This is a genomic window from Bacillus sp. Root131 (assembly GCF_001429475.1).
GTDB lineage: Bacteria > Bacillota > Bacilli > Bacillales > Bacillaceae_G > Bacillus_A > Bacillus_A thuringiensis_S.
The window spans coordinates 1,515,229-1,533,910 of sequence record NZ_LMJQ01000001.1 but is presented as its reverse complement, the minus strand read 5'-3'; the positions used below and the strand labels follow the sequence as shown (position 1 = coordinate 1,533,910).

The following is an 18,682-nucleotide window of genomic DNA, read 5'->3' as shown; positions in this document are numbered from 1 at the left end:
GTTTACACTAATTGTAATTTTACTAAGCGCTCTGCAATTTGAACAGAATTCCATGCAGCGCCTTTTAATAAGTTATCAGATACGACCCAAAGATGGAATCCTTTATCGTTATTTAAATCTTTACGGATTCTTCCAACGAATACTTCGTTTTTACCTACTGCAGTAGCTGGCATTGGATATAACTGCTCTTCTGGATTATCTTGCAGAACAATACCTTCCGCATTTGCAAGTAAGCTCTTTAATTCTGCTACTGTTACGCCTTCTTTTTCTACTTCGATGTAAACAGACTCAGAGTGTCCTGATACAACTGGTAAACGTACACATGTTGCCGCTACTTCTAATTCAGGCATATGCATAATTTTTTTCGTTTCGTTAATCATTTTCATTTCTTCAAATGTAAATCCATTATCTTGGAACTTATCAATCTGTGGAATCGCATTAAAAGCAATTGGGAAATGCTTCTTATCACCTGATACAGGAAGAACATTTGCCTTAACTTCTTCGCCATTTAAGATTGCTTGTGATTGTTCATGAAGTTCTTCAATAGCTGCCGCACCAGCACCTGATACAGCTTGATATGTGGAAACGATTACTCGTTTTAAACCATATTGCTGACGAACTGGCTCAAGAGCTACTACCATTTGAATTGTAGAACAGTTTGGATTTGCAATAATGCCATTATGTTCTTTTAAGTCATTTTCATTTACTTCAGGTACAACAAGTGGCACGTTTTCTGTCATACGGAATGCACTTGTATTATCAACAACAATCGCACCGCGTTTTGCTGCTTCTGGCGCTAATTGTTTCGATACAGATCCACCAGCACTAAATAGTGCGATATCTACTCCTTCAAAGCTTTCAGGAGTTGCCTCTTGAACTGTAAATTCTTCGCCTTTAAATACAAGTTTCTTACCTGCAGATCGTTTAGATGAAAGTAACGTTAACTTCCCAATCGGAAATTCTCGTTTCTCTAAAGTATTTAACATTTGTTCACCAACTGCGCCGGTTGCTCCAACTACAGCGACATGAAAAGTTTTTTGCTTTTCCATCACTATGCCCCTTTCTAGATACCAATCCTTCTATAACTTAGAATCAGAAGGAGTATACAATACCCCTTCTAATCTTAATAACGTTAATTTTATCATATTCTACAGTAAGAATGATGGTTTCATCAAAAATTGTCCGTTTTTTTTCGTTTTTTAATTCATATATCTGAATTTTTCTACGACCACCGGTTGCAATTGCTTTCCTTGCAGTGCTTCTAATACTGTGTCTTCCAGCAGCTCCATGCGAGCTACCATTGAGTTGGGTTTTTTCTCTGGTGCATCTTGACCGAATGGAACGAAGTAGATGTTTTTTGTTGCCATTAGGCGCATGAGGTTGACGACAACATGGTAGCGACAATATAAACATTTCTTTTTTCTTCTATTATATATTTATTTCAAATCCTGTAAATTTATTTTGTATACCATATTCTTCACAGGTACCCATAAACGAATTAGACGGTACTTTAGTAATTAAATGGAAAAGTTCTACTTTGATATTGAGTTTACTACAGCAGCATATTTACATATATATCCTTTAATTGGTATGATTTACTTGTTCGCATAAAAGGGGGGGAGATTTTTGAGTTTAAATATGTATTTAGGGGAAGTACATGCCCAAACACAAAGTATGAATGCTGTATGTACGGCTACCATTCAAGGTATGGAACAAGCGATTCAGTCGATTGACGCTTTTGCAATGGATACTGTGTTACAAGGGCAAACATATAGCAGTGCAAAATCATTTTTTGTACAAACCTTTCGTCCTTTAGCACAAGGAATCATTTATCTGTGTGAAGAGTTAATTCGTCAGAATGATGCTTTTCCAAGTCAATTCCAATCACAAGTCGCTTCCACGGATGTCGTTGAACAAGAGTTACTAGAACAAATTCGAGAAATTGACCGAATGAAAACAAGTATAGAAGCCATCAATCAAGCTGTGCCACTCCCGGGTATGGACGCTATGGCGAATCTTTTTACTGTCATGAGGAAAAAACTGCAAGAAAAATTAGAACATCTATATGAATTTAATTATACTTCTAGTAATAATTATGATACTGCACTCCAACTAGCCGCTAGCATTGCGATGGGTTTGGCGGAAGTTCAAAGTGGAAAAGGCTTTAGTCCTGCAAGTGGTACATTTAGTACGCAAGGGTTGAATATGGAGTGGATAACTTCTATCCAAGCGATTACAGAAGAAAAAAAACGTCATTCTGAAGGAAGTAATATTATAGAAGAATCGTTGTTCGATAAATTTAAAGATACTGTTGAAAATAACGTAGAAGCGATAGATCATTTGTACGAAAAGTTTATTCGACAGATAGAAAACACTCCTATTATCGGGCAATATTATAATTACAAAAAAGGGCAGAATGAAGCGGTGTTAGATGAACTTAAAGGAATATTAAACACAATTTTACATCCAATAGATAGTGTTGAGGGTGCTGTGTATGCTCTTTCTCACATCGACGAAACATTTGCTGCTGTAGAACAAGCTATTTCTGATTCGTGGAATCAAGATGTTGTAAATGGAGATTGGAATAGCAGAGCTAAATGGTATGGAAATGTAGAGATGCAAGTTAAATTAGCAATCGCTGAATTATTCGTAGGAACAAAAGGTGTAGATAAAGTTTCAACGTTAGGCAAAACCTCAAAACTTAGTGAAAGTGTAAATTTTATACACGGCACTAAAAACGTAATAACTTTAGATAAGTATAAGCAAAGCGTTGACATGTTGAATAATATTCTAATGCCAAAAAATCAATTTGCTTATACAGGAAGAAATATTGTAGACTCTTTCTCAGATAGCAATGCCCTTAAACAATCTAAAGAAAAATTATTGACTCATCAGTTTGCTGAAAGTACAGCTGAAGTTAATAAGGCAACAAGCGGAGCTGACTTGGATTTTAGAAAAGTAAATATTCAAACCAATGAAATTGGAGAAACTTTAGCTACTAGAAAGGAAATTCGAGCGTATAAAAAGGAATGGGGAGAATTAGGTATAAAAGTTAATATAGATAAAAAAGGAACAATTCTTCCAAACAATGTAGAAGCAGCGTTTGATTTTGTTAATGGGGATATATATTTAAAGAAAAAACCATCCGTCATAAATATGCATCATGAGGGTTTTCATGCAGAGCAGTGGTTAGATATAGGAAAAGAGCAATATATGAATCTTAGTAGGTTAGAAAGAGAAGAATATGTATTTGAACAAGTAATGAAAAATAAACATTTATTTGATAAAGCTTCTATTGACCATTCAATAGAATATATCGAAAGATTAAGATTGAAATATAAATAAAAGGAGAATTTTATATGTCTTTAGATAAGTATAAAAATATGTCTGATGAAGAGTTTAAACAATTGTCTACTGAAGAATTTCAAAATTATATAAAATTAAAGCAAGAAGATTTTTCAAGACATTATAGGAAAATAAATGAAATTACTGTAGATGTAATGTTAAAGCCTCAGGAAGCAATAGAAATTGCTAAACATTATCATAAGAAAAATAAATTAGATGGAGTAGTTAATGAAGATATCAACCAGCTTTTCTTTGATGAGGCTTATACATTTAAAATTGTGAAAGAAAATAGAAACAATGATGATATAAGACCAGCTTGGAGAATATTAGTGGATTTACCAAAAAACCCTTTTCTTATGGAGGACTATACACTAATTGTGTCTGATAGAGATAAAAAAGTAATGGGTATGCTCGATCCAAATGGGCATCCAGTATTTAAAGGCAATGAATTTACAGATGAAGATATCGAATATATTATGAGCGATGAGGATTCTAAAGATTAATCAAGGTAATAATTTAGTGAATAGTTTTATAAATAGAATAATTGTCTTTTTTAATTAATTTTTATGCTATTTTGCTAGATTCTAAGGGCAAAGAAAGAAGAATTTAAAAGAACAAGATAAATGGAAGAAAAATTTTTATATCTCTATTTTTTATATAATGATACATTTATTAACATCAACTAGGAGGAACATTCCTTGAAAGTTGTACGCTCTATATTTAAAGGCTTTCGTTTAATAAGTTTAATTGTAAAGCCAATACTTAAAGCATTATCTAAAAGTAAATTTTAAATCTCATAAATATTAAAATCCCCTTCTGCATATAGGTGCAAAAGGGGATTTTTTTCAAATTATTCTATTCGTTCTACAGACAGTACTCATAGATAAATAAGAAACGGTGTATATTTACCCTAACATTTATAAAGATGAAAATCAATATATAATTATCTACATATAGAACCAGATAATAATTTTAGTTCATAAAACTATTCTTTTCTATGAAATATTTAGTATATGCATAGACTTCATTTGCCGTTACATAGTATCCCTTTGCTATTGTGTAATTTATATTTGGCACCATTAACAATATGCAACATTGCATATTGTTATAATATATATAAATGTTGTAATTTACATTTAACCCCTGTAAAATTTAGGGTGTAAAAAATATTATAGGAGATGTGATTATGAAGAAAATTTTAACTTCACTTATGCTAATTGGATTAGTAGTATTTGGCTTTATTTTACCAAGCAATAATGCAAGTGCAGCTGAAAACACACCACTTGTCGACAAAGTGCAAATTACTAACATCGGAAACAATGAGTATATCGACTATGGGCAAGGTAAAAAGTATCGAGTTTATGCATATAAAAACACAACATTCAAAGGATATGCATATGACGCAAATGGACAAGCAGTACCTGCTGGTACAACTTTTTACATTTACTTCGATGGCGCACTAAATTTTGCTAAAAAAGATATTTTATGTACTGTAGGAGCAAATGGCGCATTTGAAGGTTCAGTGGAAATGCCTAGTGGTAAGGGGAATTATTCTTTCTGGGCTTCAAGATCAACACACTACTACGATATTGTGAATCTTGGTTATTACAATGGTCCTAACAAAACTAATCCGATTTCAAAAGCAAATGAAAAAACAGTTTATCATTACTCTCACGGAGTATATCATCCATAAAAAAAGAGCCAGCCTATATAAGCTGGCCTTTTTTTATTTTATAGAAATATAGACGTTATAAGTCATAATTCAGTAATTTTTTCCTTTTAAATCGTGTTCTTTATATTGTACGGGTGCTTTCGGCTTAAATACTCAGTTTAGATATGATGAATTAGTAAATATAAATTAAAAGAAGCCGCCCAACAGGATGGCTTTCAATGTTTATTTTTTAATGTACTCGTACCACCAGTTTCTTTCATCCATCCAAGCTGTAATCTTATCAAGTTCACCATTAGGCAGTACTTCAGTTTGTAAGTACGCTAAACCAGTTAATGGATCAGAGATAACCTTCCCTTTTGTTCCACGCTCATTCATAGCATTTACGACTTCCTGAACCAGTGAAATGCCAAACCCACCAGATTTAACATATTGATAGCCACCATTAGCAACAGATTGTTTTGTATGTTCCTCTCCTGTAAACCAAGATAACGGTTTACCGCCAATCAATTGGTTCAAATCACACTTACCGATACCAGGTACATTACCTGTCTCTGTGTATTGCCAGATATCACATGGATAAGCTGGTCTATTCCCACCATATCGAGGAATCCATACGAAATCAGCGTTTACTTTATCCGCTTGGAACTCTTTATATGTATGATGACCAACATATAGCCCAACCTTTTTAGCACCTAACTGGCGTAATTCATCGATAAAAGCTAACGTTCCAGCTAACATATTCCCCATTGTTTTCACTTCCACATCCGCTACCCAAAACAATGCATCTTTATCTCCACGATTCCAAAAGTCGCGAGCTTCTACACGTGCATCATTTTCAGAAACAAATCGACAAAACGCATAGTTACCAAAAGAAACACCACGTTTTTTCATTTCACCAACATAACTTTGATACATATGATCAACTACGTTAGAACCATCTTGTACCCTAGCAATTACTAAGTCTAATTGCAGTGCTGCTACATCCCAGTTAATATTACCATTCCATTTTGAAATATCGACGATATACCCCATTATTGAACATCTCCTTCAAATAGTTTTTGTTTGATTTCTGTTACATCTTTAGAGATAGATCCAAAAGCCTTTGCTTGCTCTTCTATGACTTGTTGGTTTCTATCAATTACTTGTTGATACTTTTCTTCACGCTGCTCATTCTTTTTTTGCGTAGTAAATAGCATCCACACAAATAACGCTGCAAATGCACCTTGTTGAATAACTGAGTTGAAAATTGCATCTTCCACTGTTCTCATCTCCTTTTTTGACAATAAAAAAAGACCAGCTTATGGCTGCTCTATTTGCGTTGTATTTTCATTAGTTGGTGGTTGCTGTGATGGATAATTCCCCGTAAGCGATGTATAACATTCTATACAAATATGCTTTTTTGCAAATCCCATATCTAGTTCATATAGACGTGCTCCACGTTTACAGATTTCGCATCTTGTTGCGATTCTAAAGCTTATAGTTCCATCAAGTTCCCTCCATACCTCAACTTTATTCATGCCATTTGAAAGCCCTGCATTATTTAATACATTAATAGGGATGTTTACAAAAATTCCAGTTTCAGATCTTTCCAACTCTACTAAATATCCCATAAACGGTGTTACATCCCCACGTTGTGGAGTTGTAACAGCTGAATTCTGATTCATATACTATTACTCCTTTCTTCCTTATCCCAAACTATTAAAGTGCCATCCATTTGAGTTACAGACATAGAATCCTAACCCTCGGTTTCCTTCTACAAAACGAATATGTCCCCATTGTTGGAATCCACCGCCGCCTAAATTAATTCCTTGCATCGCCCTTATATTAGAAAAAACTTTTACATCCTTTTCTGTACTTATATCAAACGTTTGTCCGTCTGCTGCTGGTTTTATATTATTATTCACACCACCTACAGCAAGTGCGTTAAATGGCTGAATACCATCCGCTCTTTCTGCTGCAGCACGATCCCAATTATACATAGATGCATATTTGCCACTGTATAGCGTTACACCACTTACACAAAGTGCTGTCCCTTGTCTCATGTCAGCACTTCCTGAACAAACTTTAATAATCAATGCATGTTGTTGTGGAATATAGTTTTTCGGCACTTTGAAGGTAAATGAATATCTTCTAATTTCTCCATAAAATGTAGACGGCTCAGGAAAGTCCATTTTTTGTTCATTCCATATATCGTAACTTACATTGTCTCGGAATTTAACACAACATACATGCAAGCGTGGTTTCCCTGTTTTACGTACACCATTTATCATAGATGCTCTAAAGTGAGCAGATACTGTGTATTCATTTCCGGGATGTATGCCATTATTCACGATTGCTTCTGGATAATTATACATGTCTACCCTTGTAGCATTCACCATTTGCTCGTAATCGAATATATGTGTATTCTTTTCTATTACGACATTTCCCCATGACCTCCAAGTAAGACCGTATCCACCTTCAAACCCATAATAATCGTTATGTCCAATGTTTTTCTTTGTAACACTAGAAAAGTCGGGATCTGCTATTAGGTTTCGTCTTGATACTGCAGTTGTTTTTGTTCCCCATTCGTCTTGGAATAGGAAGTCTAGCATTTTAACAGTTACACCATCTTTATCAATGGTTATCTTGTCACCGTTAATTCTAATAAGATTCGTATCAATGCCTTTTGCTGTCAGCCATTTGACCATTGTATCTGCATTAACATCTAATTTTGCAGCATTGATTGTAATTTTCCCAGGGGACATATTGATCGCAGTGACAATGCCGTCCTTTAAAATCTGAGCTAAAATCCCTCCATCTAACACTTCTAACTTAGATTCCGTTTTCTTTACATAGGCATTATAAGTCTCATTTATAAACGTTTCTTGTTTTCCAGAGATGATTGAAACGCCTTTTTCAGTAGCACTAATACTTCTTTCTAACTCTGTAACTTTCTGATTGTATTTCTCAGTAGCTACTCTATTAGCTATATCTTCTAGCATTTTATCAACATCGGTTTGATCTTTCGGATGTAACCAAAATTCTGTAGCTATCGTGCCACGTTGTAACATAGGTGCAGCACACCATAAACGCCCATTTCTTGTAACGTAATAACGCCATCTCACAAACGCTGCATTGGCTGGTGCTTTATCTGTACATACAGCACGAATCCATGTATGATTTACAACCTTGATATTCGTTCTAGCTGTTTTAATGCGAGTTTTTTTGTCAGCAGTCCACCATTCAATTTCAATAAATGCGCCGCCACTATCAATAGGTGTTTTCCCATCAGTATTGAAATAACCTGATGCAACAAATTCTTCGTTAACCTGACACTCAATGAATTGACTTGTAAGTCCCCACCAACGATCTTGAGTCTGGCCAGTGGCAGTAATTGAAAATGTCTTCATACCTTTGTATTTTAAATTCGTATCAACAGAACCGATAGCCCCATTACCACTATTCCAAAACCAATATTTCTGTCCTAACTTAAAATCAGCATCACGCAACTCGTTAACAGTACCTAAACCGCCTACATAATCCTCAACATCTTTCTTTTTCATTGTTAATTTCAATGCTTCAGAATGTTGACCTATTGTTGTAGTAGCCTCACTAAGTGTTTTACTTTGCTCAGTTTGTGTTTCCTGTAATTTCTTAACACTTGCAGTTGTTCCTTCTGCGTTCTTTTCTACAGTGTTAACACGTTCATTGAAAGAAGTTTGTGTTTTTTCTACTGTTTTAATATTTTCTTTAATACCATCCACACTTTTTTCAATCTCGGTTGTTTTCTTAGTAAATTCATCACTCGTTACTTGATTTTCTGGTGCTGGTGTCCAATCCTGTGGCTTATTCCCTTTATATAAAGCAACCCATTCTACAATGGCTTTTGTAGTGTTACTTGGAAAGTTATACAGACTCAACTTTCTTTCATTTCCACTCGTTGCTGCTACAGCTTTAAAAGTTACATAGGCAATTCCATTCGCATAAACACTTGTTGCATATCCAACATTATTCGAACCACCATTTTGCCAAATCCCGAACTTCTGTCCCTTCGGAACGCTACCTTTAATTACAAATGTATATTCTTCACCTGTAGAGAAATTTTCGGTTAGAGAATATGGATTGATTAGATAATCTGTTTTTTCGTATTTAGCATTTGAATCTAATAACAGATTACGTCCTCCAGCTTTATCGTTATTAACTTTCTTTTCTACACTCTCCAACTTCTCACTAGTCTGACCAGCCTTTTCTGTAATTTCAGTTGTGGTTTTCTTTAAAGCATTTGTTGTTTGCTGCACCTCAGAGATTGTCTTTTTTGTACCTTTGAACGTCTCTTCTACTGTATTAAACTTTTCAGTGATTTCACCGTCTTTTTTTGTTAATAACTCAATAGATTTAGTAAAACCTTCGTTGGTTTGTTTCATTTCAGAGACAGTTTTATTAATTTCACCTTGAGAGCTTTGTACATTTTTAATCGTTCTTGTAACTTCTTGAAGATTTTCTGTTACTTTATTAAATTGTCCATTGGTTTCACTTTGCGCTTCTTCCACTTTTTTGTTTAATTCTTCTTTTGTGAGCTGAATATCTTTATTAACCTGTTTCAGTGTTTCTTGTTTTACTGACTCTACATCAGGAATAAGGAGTTCCCAACCTTTACCGTTCCACACTTTTAAAATACCTGGTTTACCGTCGCTAATATCTCGCCATAGCGTCTTGCCTATTATAAGGTTATCAGTCGGTGGATTTTTAGCTTCAATTATATTTACTGTATTATTTTTAAGATTCTCTTGAACTTTTTCAGCCAGTGTTTTTGCTACTTCTGATTCTCTCTTAGCATTATTAGCTGTTTCATTTGCATTTTTCACTAATTCATCTAACTGATCTATCAGTTCTTGCTTACTTCCTAGTGAACTAAGAATACGATTGTAAATCTTTCGTAGTTCTTCATTTAAATCTGTAATCTCACGATAATCACCAAATGCGTATTTATCTTGCGAAGGATCAGTATGTGATTCATCACCAGCGATTGCCCTTGCTTCTAAATAAAGCTTAGGTGTGAATCCAACATCTTTAATTCGGATTGTATCTCCTTCATTGATTAACTCGTGAGCCAGTCCAAATACACGCCCTATACTTTGTGCTTGAACATCATAAGAGACAGAGGTATTCACGCGTTTTGCTAACTCTGTTTTCATAAGAGTCAATAAGCGTTCTGGTGTTATCTCTTCTTCTGTTTCTGGAGTATAAAATCCAAATTTGTGTTTACCTTTTTCATTCCAACGTTGAAATGCATCGTTATCCACAATATATGGGATACCCTTATTTATATCTGAGATAGTGAGAACTTCTCCACCTTCTTTCTTGATAAAGCCAATTAAAGCTGTACAAATGTTTTGTGAGTTTTCAATACGTTTAATTCCAACTAAATCTTTACCTAACTTGACTTCCTTTCCTGTTTCTCTTCCTCTTTTTTTCACCATGTCTACATACCAACCTGCAATTCGAGAACCAACCACTTCAACACGGTATATAATTTCTAGTTCAAATAGGGAAGCTATCTTTTTTAAGAAACTCAATGGATCTATAAATTCATCAATAGTCATAGAATGAAATCCAGCATACTCCGTTTTACCACGCTTCCATTTTGTACCTACAAGAGCAACATCCATAAATTCATTTACTGTCTTACCTTCAATTTTCTGCGGAAGAATATAGTCATCTTTAGCAAGATTAATCCATGCACCTGATGCATAAGCAATTACGGATCTATCGTCAGGGTCTTTTTCTACTTCAGTGATTACATACGGAACAATACGCCCATCTCTTACTTCTTTTAATACTAAGTTTTGTTGCATAAGTGTTGCTGCATATTTCGTGTTATCAAATACTTTAAACTCTAAAGTATCGATATTATTCTTGATTTCCCAATGACGTTTATCATCCCAATAATCTTTTGGTTGTATAGCTGAAACGATTTGACTGGTTTTAAAATCAATAATATGTAAGACTCCACTTGGTGTTCTCATCTAAACCGCTCCCTATATTTAACCTTTGCTGTTCCGATATCAGAAGGCATGATTTCTAGTGTATTCATACCTTTATTAATGATAGGAAAATTACTGAAAATGTCCTTAATATTAATCGCATCCTTCCCTTCAATCATTACATGACTATTTTCTGTATCAATTACGACTTTGTCACCAACATCGACTATATAAGGCGGTGTATTTTGATTATTTAAATTCACTTTCCAAAATTTCAAATCCGAAACTGTCATGGCTTCTACTGGCGGAACATCTTGCCACTGCATGATACTAATCTGTATTTGAGCCGCTTTTTCCATATGTTTATTGTCTTTATCGGTCCATCTTGCAAAGCGTTCTGAATCATCTTTTTCTGTTCCAGGAAGAAATTTTGAAATATAAGCTTCCCAATCATTACCGGTTCTAGCAATCCACAACCTACCATAATACTGATTCCATGTATTCGGATAATCACCACTCTCATAAATTAAACCTGTTTTTCCAGGCTTATTATCATATCCAATTACCATCGTTCCAAAATTTTGTTCAGCTTGCCAATAGAGGTCATTCATGGCAATTTTTGAAAGAACTTTGCTGTTTTCATCGAGTATTGCTATCTCAACTCGTCCCATTTCATTGATCTTTTTACTTTTACATGTAACGTGGGCTTGCATAATAAAATCTTGTACTGGCCCACCAGGGATACTCTTCTTAACAGCTGCGCCATGCCATCCATTACCCGAGCCATAGTCCGAACAATAGAATTGGTAATTATCTGTTTTCATTTCACCAACTGGATTACCATCTTCCATAGAACTAACCTTACTCCACCCTACAGTTGTGGACATTTCATCCCATATAAGACGTTGATTTCTTTCTACAGGCAATTGCTCCATTTTTAATGGCACTCCAATACGGAAATAATCCGGTTCCTTTGAATATTTATCTTCAAACCATACATCTAAAAAATTGTTTGGTTTCGTAATGTCGATCTCAATAATAGGATTAGAATGAACAGTTCCTTTATTTTGAACGTTTGCCATTAACCCCAGTGCACCTGTTTGAAATTCTACTGTTCGGGTGGGTCCTAATTTATAAGGCATCGGACAAATAAACTTCAAAGTACCTTTACCTAACGTAACGAAATCATCAAGATTAAAATCTTCATCAATTATAGCTAAATATGTTCGATCAGGAGTTGCATCAAATACTAGCTCAACTGCTTCTTCTGTAATTAACCATGCTGCTATTTCTTCTTTTAACGTTTCTAACTCTGTTCCATCTGGAACGATAATTCCTACAGGGACAGGAAGTGGACGAGGGTCTGTATCCGTTCCTAATAATCTTGCACCTGGATATCCAGGTGTTTTTAAGAAATTACGTTTTAGAGGTGCCCATGTTGGTGGACTCCATCCCTTTTCTATTTGAATGTACTCCTTTCGTTGGTTGTTAAAAGTAAAAGAACTCATGCCAACACCTCATTTCTTTATAAAATAAAAGAAACCCAAACCTAAAAGGCTGAGTTTCTTTTTGCTTCTCTTTCTTGATACTCGGTTGTATAGCGATAAGTACCGCGTGCCACGTCTCTTCCTTCTAAATTAACAGGCACTTCAATAACTAAATCTCCACCAAGCATTGGAATAACTTCACCACTAGAAGATGAACTAGATCCGTAATTAATCACTTGATTTGATACGCTGCTTGCCATAGCTTGTCTACTATTTGACATGCTTCCATACACACCACTCATGACACTCTTTAATCCTGATAATTGACTCACAGAACTAGCCATTATACGGCTCATGTCACCCATTAGTTGATTTATTTCTCTCGGCATAGCAAATTGTTGTCGTGGCATGGCTGCCACAATTCCTGCACCAATATCTCCAAGTGTCTTTTTATTCAGAGGAAGCACTGCTTCTCGCCCCGCTTCTCCTGCACCTTGCAAGTTTCCGCCATTCATTCCAAAGATAGTTGGTTTAGTAAAGATACCGCCTTTTGCACGCCAATCAATATTAATTCCTGACGGAAATGTAATATCTTTACCTAAAACATTTTTCGTGCTTGTTTGTAAGCTGAAGTGTGGAAGAGGTGGCATTTCTGGTTTTGGAATTTTCAACTTCAAGTCACTAAAGAATCCTTTAATCTTTCCAATAAATTTTTCTATACTGTCAACTGCATCTTTAATTGGATCTATAATGAAATGTTTTGCCGCTTCAAATTTTTCTTGAGCTGCATTCTTAACAGAATCAAATTTTTCCCGTGCTGTATTGTACATATCATTGAATTTCTCTTTTGCAGAATTATAAGCTGAAATAACTGGTTCAACGATATATGTGTAAACCATCTTCCATGCTTCAAGTGTATAGCCTTTTATTTTCGCCCAAATTCCTAACATCCAATTGGATAAATCACTAAACTTTTCTTTTACTAAATTCCAAGTATCTTGTACAGGTTTTATAATATATTGTTTAAATAACCCCCATGCTGCTGATGTATATGATTTAACTGTCTCCCATTGTGAATTTAGCCAAGAAACTAAATCACTGAACTTTTCTTTTACTAAGTTCCAAGTGTCTAGAACAGGTTGAATAATATATTGCTTAAATAGTCCCCAAGCAATTTATGCCATAGCTTTTGCAATTTCCCATTGTGTACCAAGCCAAGTGACCATTTCACCGATTTGTGTACTTACCCAGTCGTAAGCTTCCTGAATCGGTTGAATAATATATTGACAGATTGCCGCCCATGCAATTTGTGCACCTGCCTGTATTAACAACCAACCAGCTTCTAAAACGGTAGAAACTGCCGAAATAATTGGATCTAAAACAGTAAGAATTGTATCCCATGTTTCTTGCCATGCTTGCGTTAATGTTCCCCACAATTCAGATGCTGTTTCAACTAAAGAGGACCACCAAGAGGAAGCAGTTTCAACAATCCCAGACCATAAACTACTAAAGAATTCACCTATCGGATCAAAGAAACTATGCATCATTTCTATGAAAGAAGACCATGCTTCAGAAAAGAATTCAACAGTAGAATTCCATGCATCGCTACACGCCTGCTTCACACCCTCCCATAAATCACTAAAAAATTGACCTATCGGATCAAAAAATTCATGCATTGCTTCTAAAAATGAAGACCATGCTTCACTACAGGACTGGGATATCTCGTCCCAAAGCTCTACTAAGTACTCTTTAATAGAATCCCATGCTTCTATTGTCCAATTTTTAATATCATCCCAGTTTTTATAAATAGCCACTCCTAGAGCAACTATAGCCGCTATGATAATAGGAACTATTGCAACTATGCCTAGTGCGGCGGCGGCTCCGATTTCAAATACACCCATGACCGCCATAACTATTGGTGCAATTGCCATAAGTGCCCCTGAAATTACCCCAATAGCCGTTGCAACTGCTGCTAAGGTCGCTGCTAATTCTGGATTATTAGAAATCCAATCAGCAATACTAGCAACAACATCAGCAATTACTCCTAGTATAGGTTCAAGAGCCATTTGTAAATCGCCCATCGCTTTTTGGAACTTTACTGCTGGATTTGCATCTAATTTTTTAACAGATTCATTTAAGTTGTCTTGGTTTTGTTGAAGATCTTTTGTTTTCTTAGAAGCTTCAATTAAAGTGTTTGTTAAATTTTGACCTTGATCTTCAAACATAGTGGCTAGAACTTTGACCCCAACCTGATTTTTCTTAACTGGGTCTTCTATTCCGTCAATAGCTTTAGCTACTTCTACCATCGCTGCTGCGCCATCTCTTCCGCCTTTAGCGACAGATGCTCCCCATTTTTCTATTTGTTCAGTCGCAATACCAGAACCGTCAAGCGCTTCTTTTAAAGCCTTATCAGCTCCTTGTGCGAATTCACTTAATTGAATCCTCCCTTCTTTCAGTCCGTCTAAAAGATTATCAATATTCCAGCTACCAGTTTCAACACCAGCTTCCATAATCGCTTGGACTTCCTCAGCTTTAAAGCCTGCACGGGTTAGCTGGCTACCATATTCAGCAATGATGTCTAACTGTTCTGGCGGAAATCCCATTTTTAACAAAGCATCAACCATACCAAGAGCACTATCTTGCGTTATTCCTAATTCATTTCCTATTTCATAGGTTTCTTGAATCAACTCTGTAAAATCTATACCTTCATAGGATTGCGCGATTGTTGCTGCACCTTTAACGATAGATGCATTCGCTTCATCACTAATATCTTTATTTAAAGCCCATTGCCTACGTACACCAGCAAGTGATTCTTCAGCATCCACTCCATAAGCTGTTACTCCTCTTATTGCTTCTTCTACTGATTTTTTCGAGGATTCAGGGACATCAAAAGATATATCAATTTTGGTTTTCAATTTTGAAATATCAAGTGCTTTTTCAACAGCTGTCGCAATTCCACCACCAGCTGCTAATCCACCGAGAACATTCTCTAATCCTACTTTTAGACCTTCAAACTTCTTCTCGGTTCTGCCAGCTTCTTGTTGTAAGTCTCTTAACTCATTTTGTACTTGTTGAATAGAGTTTCCGGCATCCACAGATCGGAGGGCACGTTGTAATTTTTCAATATCAGCTTCAGTTCCTAAAGCTTCACGACCAATAAGACCAATTGCTTGTTCTAACTGTCGACTTGTAGCCGATCCACTTTTAATTGCATTTACAAGACGATTACCTAATGCGCTCGCAAAATCATCAATACTTTTTCCTGTAGCACTAAATAAAGTTTCTAATTGTCGTGTTGAACTTGCCACATTTTCTTGTTCGGCTTTCATATTACCGAGCTTGTTTTTCAGACCATCAAGTGACCCTTGTGTAAATTCAATTTCACGCCTAAATGCGCGATACTGCTCTTCTGAGATTTTCCCATTTTGAAATTGCTCTTGAACCTGTTGCTCCGCTTCTTTTAATTTATCGAGCTTTTGTGTAGTTTTTTCAATTTGTTGTGTAAGCAACTGTTGCTTTTGAGCAAGTGCCTCAACGTTACCGGGATTAAACTTTAATAAACGTTCAACATCTTTTAACTCTTTAGTCAAAGAATCACTTTGCTTATTCACGTCTTTTAAGGCATTTTGTAACGGCTGCGTATTCCCTCCAATTTCAATCGTAATTCCTTTAATTTTTCCTCCCGCCATTATCTCACCCCTTTTTCTTAGAAAGCATTAAAGTCTTCTTGAGTTGCTTTTCGAACTTTTTCTTTTCCTGGATTTTTCATTTCAGCATACTCAGCGATATAATCAAAACAATCACCAATCGTCATCACTTCTAAGTCCCAATATGTGAGCTTTGCTTCATAACAAAGAGCAAGGAACAATTCAGTGCTTAATTCTTCATCACCTAAGGTCCCTTGCTCTCCATTAATTTTCTTTACTTTTTTTTTGCTCCCATTGTTTTTTGAACCATCTCATTAATTTCCGGCATTATATCGTAAATAGGAAACTCATCAAATCCTTCTAACCAAGTCATCGGGTCTGGAATTTCAGGATCAGCTGTTTTAGCGTATAACCAAACTAAATCGTAACAAACTTCAAAATCTACCTTGTCGAAATCTAAGTTAGAAAAATCAATAGTACCTTCTGTTGCATCTTGCGAAGCGAATGTACCTATAGCTCCTAATTTAAACATATCGGCAAATAAATCCCGTCTAAATTGCGCCTTATATCGCTTGGCTGATGCTGCATTAGCTTTTAATTTGACCTGTTTTCCGTCTATTGTAATTGTCTTTTCCATTTACTTACGCTCCTTTTGGTAATGCAGGTACTTTTGTATACACTTTTTTGTACCAATTATTATAAATATCTGTTTTTGATTTAGTAGTAGTTTTCGTTTTAACCATACGTTTTCCATTAATATCAATAGGACTGGATACAAATTTAAGTTCATTTGTATTTGGCTCTGCTGAATTTGTTTTCGTTTTAGATGCAAGTGTTGGACGACTTGCAGAACAGTTAAACATAACGTGTCGAGTTGCTCGTACATCACCATCAAATTCAAATAATAATGCAAATGATTTTCCTTTCGCATCGGCTAACTCATTTAACACACCATCTTCTTCGTCTAATTCCTCTCCTAATGCATCAATTGCAAATTGTTCCGGAATAGTCGCAATAGAAAGCGTTCCATCATACCCTTGGTTATTACTTGCAGCGTAATAAAGCATGTCATCAGCGTAAAATTCAATTAAATCCCCTCGTGGATCAAACGTTAATTCAACCGCACCAGGTAATGGAATTGGTGTATTAAATGTAACTACACCATCTTTAATATCGAAAAGCGCATAATGGACATTCTTTAAACCAAATGCTACTTTATTTTCATTCATTTATATCAACCTCGTTTCATAAAATTTTTGATACATATTTTCAGATTCAATAAAAGTCCCATACGAGCCATAAGGAATCTCGTGATCATCTAGGACTTGTTCTAGCTTGGCTTCCGCAACTAAATCTTTCTTAGTTGTATAAAGCTCTATATTTACATCATTTATCTTGTGATACACCTTGTTATCAGCCATTAAATTTGCTGACCCATCCACAAGAAAACAGATATACGGTGGCGCTGGAACTGGATTCCCTGGTGTTGCTGTGAAATGCGAATAAGCCACAGGATAACCTGTAGCTTCAAGGATTTTTATAAATTCTCCTAATGTTAATGTCATGATTCAATTGCCCTTTCAATACGTTTCGGCAATTCATCAATTACATACTCTTCAACAGGACGAATATGCACTTTTTCCAGTACGCGGCCACCACCAGTTTTCGCATGGCCATTTTCTAAAAGATGCGTTAATTGTCCCTTTGTATTATGGATAACAATGGCTTTATCAACTTTTTTCTTTCGCCAACCTTTACGATAACCACCTGTTTTCTTAGGACTATTCTGTCTTAACTTACCTACAGCGATATCAGCTACATCTTCTTGTGCATTTATCAATTCTTCTTCTACAACATTTGCATATCTTTGTAATTCTCTAGCGAGCTCTCCCGCAAAATCATTCATATTAAACATACTCCTTTGCGATTATAGTCAATGTTTGATTCATTTCATCATCATTCATTGGCGGTTCGATGATATCAAAGATACGACCTTTCATATTAATTCGCATTTCTTCCGTAATACCAGAAGTGTATGGGATTACGAATCGATAAACTCGTGTAGCTTGTGAAGCGGAAGCTTCAATGTACTCAGATCCTTTCACTGTTTTTATCATCGCCCAGGCTTTTTTAAATTCTGGCCAAGATGTTTCGATTACTTGGTTTAATTCATCTTTTATTACTACAGGTTTTTCGATACGAATTCGATTGCGAAAATCTCCCGTATTCAATGGTTTCTTATACTGAAAAGGACGCATATTAATCACCATCCAATTTAATTTCTTCTAACGCTTTATCAACACCTAAACTATTAATCTGACTTAAAAAATTCTTGTCAAAATACTCTAAGGCATCGTTATAGGCATAACGAGAGCGTTCAAAGACTAATTCCTTGAACTCCTCGTTATTATTTAAACCATAATCGCCACAAACTCTTAATAAAGCCTTATTGGACGTTGAAAGGATACGCTTTAGGTTATCGTCTTCCTCATCTCCTAAGTGCATCCTTTCTTTGAACTCTTGCAATATTTCATCTGAAATCGTTGCGTTTCTCATTCGTTTCACCCT

Annotated in this window: 15 protein-coding genes and 2 pseudogenes; 3 read left to right on the top strand and 14 right to left on the bottom strand. The window is 35.5% G+C overall.

The window, feature by feature from the left end:
• Positions 1-2: 2 nt before the first annotated feature.
• Both asd and spoVFB read right to left on the bottom strand, forming a co-directional pair.
• Positions 3-1,049 (bottom strand): aspartate-semialdehyde dehydrogenase, encoded by a 1,047-nt coding sequence (gene asd / locus ASE54_RS07710; protein WP_000414846.1) that lies wholly within the window; start codon positions 1,047-1,049, stop codon positions 3-5.
• Between the two features lie 150 nt (positions 1,050-1,199).
• A pseudogene (spoVFB, locus tag ASE54_RS33785) lies at positions 1,200-1,385 on the bottom strand (dipicolinate synthase subunit B); the annotation flags it as partial.
• 241 nt (positions 1,386-1,626) lie between these two features.
• Here spoVFB and ASE54_RS07700 point away from each other — a divergent pair.
• The 3 genes from ASE54_RS07700 (at position 1,627) to ASE54_RS07690 (ending at position 5,038) form a co-directional block, all read left to right on the top strand.
• Positions 1,627-3,345 carry a zincin-like metallopeptidase toxin domain-containing protein gene (locus ASE54_RS07700; RefSeq protein WP_000056017.1) on the top strand — a complete coding sequence of 573 codons (1,719 nt, stop codon included), beginning with the start codon at positions 1,627-1,629 and terminating at the stop codon, positions 3,343-3,345.
• Between the two features lie 14 nt (positions 3,346-3,359).
• Complete coding sequence (locus ASE54_RS07695) at positions 3,360-3,848, top strand: hypothetical protein (protein ID WP_000050864.1); 489 nt, start codon at positions 3,360-3,362, stop codon at positions 3,846-3,848.
• A 683-nt stretch (positions 3,849-4,531) separates the two neighbouring features.
• On the top strand, positions 4,532-5,038 hold the full coding sequence (locus tag ASE54_RS07690; protein ID WP_000722940.1) for a hypothetical protein: 507 nt from the start codon (positions 4,532-4,534) through the stop codon (positions 5,036-5,038).
• Between the two features lie 201 nt (positions 5,039-5,239).
• Here ASE54_RS07690 and ASE54_RS07685 read toward each other — a convergent pair whose 3' ends face one another.
• The 12 genes and pseudogenes from ASE54_RS07685 to ASE54_RS07630 all read right to left on the bottom strand — a co-directional run bounded on the left by ASE54_RS07685 (position 5,240) and on the right by ASE54_RS07630 (position 18,670).
• On the bottom strand, positions 5,240-6,049 hold the full coding sequence (locus ASE54_RS07685; protein WP_000540632.1) for a GH25 family lysozyme: 810 nt from the start codon (positions 6,047-6,049) through the stop codon (positions 5,240-5,242).
• Entirely contained in the window at positions 6,049-6,285 is a 237-nt protein-coding gene (locus ASE54_RS07680; protein ID WP_001261076.1) for a BhlA/UviB family holin-like peptide, read from the bottom strand. Before ASE54_RS07680 ends, ASE54_RS07685 begins: the two co-directional genes overlap by 1 nt.
• A 30-nt stretch (positions 6,286-6,315) precedes the next feature.
• Positions 6,316-6,681 carry a hypothetical protein gene (locus ASE54_RS07675; protein ID WP_001075307.1) on the bottom strand — a complete coding sequence of 122 codons (366 nt, stop codon included), beginning with the start codon at positions 6,679-6,681 and terminating at the stop codon, positions 6,316-6,318.
• 21 nt (positions 6,682-6,702) lie between these two features.
• A complete protein-coding gene (locus ASE54_RS07670) occupies positions 6,703-11,022 on the bottom strand; it encodes a phage tail spike protein (RefSeq protein ID WP_001260218.1) in 4,320 nt (1,439 codons plus the stop codon).
• The gene (locus ASE54_RS07665; RefSeq protein WP_000094137.1) at positions 11,019-12,488 is read right to left on the bottom strand and encodes a distal tail protein Dit; all 1,470 of its coding nucleotides are present in this window, start codon (positions 12,486-12,488) and stop codon (positions 11,019-11,021) included. The genes ASE54_RS07670 and ASE54_RS07665 overlap by 4 nt, the downstream gene beginning before the upstream one ends.
• Positions 12,489-12,529: 41 nt before the next feature.
• A pseudogene (locus ASE54_RS07660) lies at positions 12,530-16,156 on the bottom strand (DUF2207 domain-containing protein).
• A 232-nt stretch (positions 16,157-16,388) separates the two neighbouring features.
• Positions 16,389-16,751, bottom strand: a complete 363-nt coding sequence (locus ASE54_RS07655) for a hypothetical protein (protein ID WP_000415912.1) — start codon at positions 16,749-16,751, stop codon at positions 16,389-16,391.
• 4 nt (positions 16,752-16,755) lie between these two features.
• On the bottom strand, positions 16,756-17,343 hold the full coding sequence (locus ASE54_RS07650) for a major tail protein (protein WP_001004907.1): 588 nt from the start codon (positions 17,341-17,343) through the stop codon (positions 16,756-16,758).
• Complete coding sequence (locus ASE54_RS07645; protein WP_000176454.1) at positions 17,344-17,679, bottom strand: hypothetical protein; 336 nt, start codon at positions 17,677-17,679, stop codon at positions 17,344-17,346.
• Positions 17,676-18,020, bottom strand: coding sequence for an HK97 gp10 family phage protein (locus ASE54_RS07640; RefSeq protein WP_000997535.1), 345 nt, complete (start codon positions 18,018-18,020; stop codon positions 17,676-17,678). Before ASE54_RS07640 ends, ASE54_RS07645 begins: the two co-directional genes overlap by 4 nt.
• A 1-nt stretch (position 18,021) precedes the next feature.
• Positions 18,022-18,372: a phage head closure protein gene (locus ASE54_RS07635; RefSeq protein WP_003310446.1), complete on the bottom strand. Its 351-nt coding sequence runs from the start codon at positions 18,370-18,372 to the stop codon at positions 18,022-18,024.
• A gap of 1 nt (position 18,373) precedes the next feature.
• Positions 18,374-18,670, bottom strand: coding sequence for a hypothetical protein (locus tag ASE54_RS07630; RefSeq protein ID WP_001243202.1), 297 nt, complete (start codon positions 18,668-18,670; stop codon positions 18,374-18,376).
• Between the last annotated feature and the right edge of the window lie 12 nt (positions 18,671-18,682).

What these genes read in the sequence shown, in the direction of transcription:
- asd (WP_000414846.1), bottom strand. Translation starts at nt 1,049, where the DNA reads ATGGAAAAGCAAAAAACTTTTCATGTCGCTGTAGTTGGAGCAACCGGC.
- ASE54_RS07695 (WP_000050864.1), top strand. Translation starts at nt 3,360, where the DNA reads ATGTCTTTAGATAAGTATAAAAATATGTCTGATGAAGAGTTTAAACAA.
- ASE54_RS07690 (WP_000722940.1), top strand. Translation starts at nt 4,532, where the DNA reads ATGAAGAAAATTTTAACTTCACTTATGCTAATTGGATTAGTAGTATTT.
- ASE54_RS07685 (WP_000540632.1), bottom strand. Translation starts at nt 6,049, where the DNA reads ATGGGGTATATCGTCGATATTTCAAAATGGAATGGTAATATTAACTGG.
- ASE54_RS07680 (WP_001261076.1), bottom strand. Translation starts at nt 6,285, where the DNA reads ATGAGAACAGTGGAAGATGCAATTTTCAACTCAGTTATTCAACAAGGT.
- ASE54_RS07675 (WP_001075307.1), bottom strand. Translation starts at nt 6,681, where the DNA reads ATGAATCAGAATTCAGCTGTTACAACTCCACAACGTGGGGATGTAACA.
- ASE54_RS07670 (WP_001260218.1), bottom strand. Translation starts at nt 11,022, where the DNA reads ATGAGAACACCAAGTGGAGTCTTACATATTATTGATTTTAAAACCAGT.
- ASE54_RS07665 (WP_000094137.1), bottom strand. Translation starts at nt 12,488, where the DNA reads ATGAGTTCTTTTACTTTTAACAACCAACGAAAGGAGTACATTCAAATA.
- ASE54_RS07655 (WP_000415912.1), bottom strand. Translation starts at nt 16,751, where the DNA reads ATGGAAAAGACAATTACAATAGACGGAAAACAGGTCAAATTAAAAGCT.
- ASE54_RS07650 (WP_001004907.1), bottom strand. Translation starts at nt 17,343, where the DNA reads ATGAATGAAAATAAAGTAGCATTTGGTTTAAAGAATGTCCATTATGCG.
- ASE54_RS07645 (WP_000176454.1), bottom strand. Translation starts at nt 17,679, where the DNA reads ATGACATTAACATTAGGAGAATTTATAAAAATCCTTGAAGCTACAGGT.
- ASE54_RS07640 (WP_000997535.1), bottom strand. Translation starts at nt 18,020, where the DNA reads ATGAATGATTTTGCGGGAGAGCTCGCTAGAGAATTACAAAGATATGCA.
- ASE54_RS07635 (WP_003310446.1), bottom strand. Translation starts at nt 18,372, where the DNA reads ATGCGTCCTTTTCAGTATAAGAAACCATTGAATACGGGAGATTTTCGC.
- ASE54_RS07630 (WP_001243202.1), bottom strand. Translation starts at nt 18,670, where the DNA reads ATGAGAAACGCAACGATTTCAGATGAAATATTGCAAGAGTTCAAAGAA.